Source organism: Psychrobacter sp. AOP5-GZ1-6 (assembly GCF_052376345.1).
Classification (GTDB): Bacteria; Pseudomonadota; Gammaproteobacteria; order Pseudomonadales; family Moraxellaceae; genus Psychrobacter.
In genome coordinates, this window is the sequence record NZ_JBQSVP010000226.1 from 1 (window position 1) to 2,093 (window position 2,093).

General features: G+C 46.6%; 1 protein-coding gene. It reads right to left on the reverse strand.

What is annotated here, in order from left to right:
- Positions 1–122: 122 nt before the first annotated feature.
- Positions 123–1,937 carry an FMN-binding glutamate synthase family protein gene (locus ACT3RN_RS15265; protein WP_192520852.1) on the reverse strand — a complete coding sequence of 605 codons (1,815 nt, stop codon included), beginning with the start codon at positions 1,935–1,937 and terminating at the stop codon, positions 123–125.
- Positions 1,938–2,093 lie beyond the last annotated feature (156 nt).

Sequence of the window (2,093 nt, forward strand, 5' to 3'; positions counted from 1 at the left end):
TTATAGATCTTTTATAATAAAAAATATCAGTGGTCGTGACCTACATAAGGTTGATCACTCATGAGGTTAGTCATCAGTTTTTAGTTGCTGCTCTTTAGTTACTCGTTTTTAGCCACTAGCTTTTAATCACTGCTAGGTGGAAAATCGCGAAAGGTATTATTGACATTACCTATCATAATACCAGCAGGGTTACGATCTGTCTGATCGTCTGCTGCTTGATCGCCCGCTTCTAAGGTTGGCGCTTCAGTTGTTTTGCCCGTATCGCGTGAGTCCTCATTGTAAGCAATCAATGCGTCATTGTCAGCAAGGAAGCTATCCGCCGTCGCCATGACCCACATTTGATTAAACACGTCTGCACGGGCGCTTTGATTAAGTAGTGCGCCTTTATCGGTGAAATAAAAGAACTTCGATAGCAGTTTAATCTGTCCGTCTTCTAAACGACGCGCAATATGATAAGGCTGTAGCTGGCTTGGATGCTGCAAGCCGACTGCGCCAACGATGCTGGCAAGTGATTTGAGGGTGTTTTTGTGAAAGCTTGCGACGCGTTCTGCTTTGCTTGGCACATCTAGGGCTTTTTGACGGTAAGGATCTTGGGTCGCGACCCCTGTTGGGCAAGTATTGGTATGGCATGAGCGCGACTGGATACAGCCGACTGCAAACATAAATCCGCGTGCGGAGTTACACCAATCTGCACCCAAGGCAATCATACGAGCGATATCAAAACCAGAGACGATTTTGCCGCTTACGCCCAGTCTGACCTTGTCACGAATACCTGCGCCGACTAGGGTGTTATGAACCAATAAAAACCCATCAACCATCGGCATGCCAACATTGTCCATAAATTCGACAGGGGCAGCACCAGTGCCACCTTCAGCACCGTCAATGACGATAAAGTCAGGGTAGTTGTCAGTTTCAATCATGGCTTTGACAATCGCCATAAACTGCCACGGCTGACCGATACAGAGCTTAAAGCCGACAGGTTTACCACCTGATAGCTCACGTAACTGCTGCCAAAAAGCAACCAGCTCAAGTGGTGTGCTAAAGGCGGTGTGCGAAGAAGGTGAGATGCAATCTTGCCCAGTAGGTACTTGACGGGTATCAGCAATCTCTTGAGTGATTTTCTCCGCTGGTAGTACGCCACCTTTACCTGGTTTGGCGCCTTGTGAGAGTTTAATCTCAATCATTTTTACTTGCGGATCGACGGCTTTTTCGGCGAAAGACTGTGCATCAAAATCGCCATTGGCATCGCGGCAACCAAAGTAGCCTGTACCCAGCTCCCAAATCAAATCGCCACCGAACTTACGATGGTGAGGGCTGATCGCACCTTCACCCGTATCATGGGTAAAGCCGCCGATTTTTGCGCCTTGATTGAGTGCCATAATGGCATTGGCTGATAGGCTGCCAAAGCTCATCGCTGAGATATTAAATACTGACATCTCATGCGGCTGCTGACAACGCTCACCGCCAACCATAATTTTAAAGTCTTTATTTTTTAGCGGTTGGCTGACCGCTGACTGTAAGAACCATTCTTTACCATTGGTGTATAAATTGTCTAACGTACCAAACGCATTGGTATCACTGACGTTTTTAGCACGCTGGTAAACCAAAGCACGCTGTTGGCGCGAAAACGGTACTTGTTCTTTGTCATCCTCTAACAAGTACTGACGAATCTCGGGGCGAAAGTCCTCCAGCACGTAACGAACATGTCCTGCGATAGGGTAGTTATTCAAGATGGCATGCTTGGACTGGACGATATCGTAAATGCCCAAACCCACTCCAAACGCACCAATGAGAATCAGCCACCAGTTTAGCAATAGCAACCCTGCTAATAGCAAAAAAATTGCGGCAACAAAGGTGCTATAGCGTAGTAGGACGCCTGTTAAATAAGGCAGATTGCTTTTTGGTTCAGGATTTAAATCGGTACGAGATTGGGGCATAGCGAGGCTCGGCTGTAAAACAAAGAAATTAAAAAACGCGATAATTATTAGGGCGTGTTGAACATTCAAATATTAGGGCTGCTGATCGCTAAAATTGAGCCAAACTAGGCGCGAGACGACGATAATGTCGAGACCTTAACTAGGCTTGTAACAACG

Coding starts and splice junctions, on each gene's coding strand:
- ACT3RN_RS15265 (WP_192520852.1), bottom strand. CDS start 1,937: ATGCCCCAATCTCGTACCGATTTAAATCCTGAACCAAAAAGCAATCTG.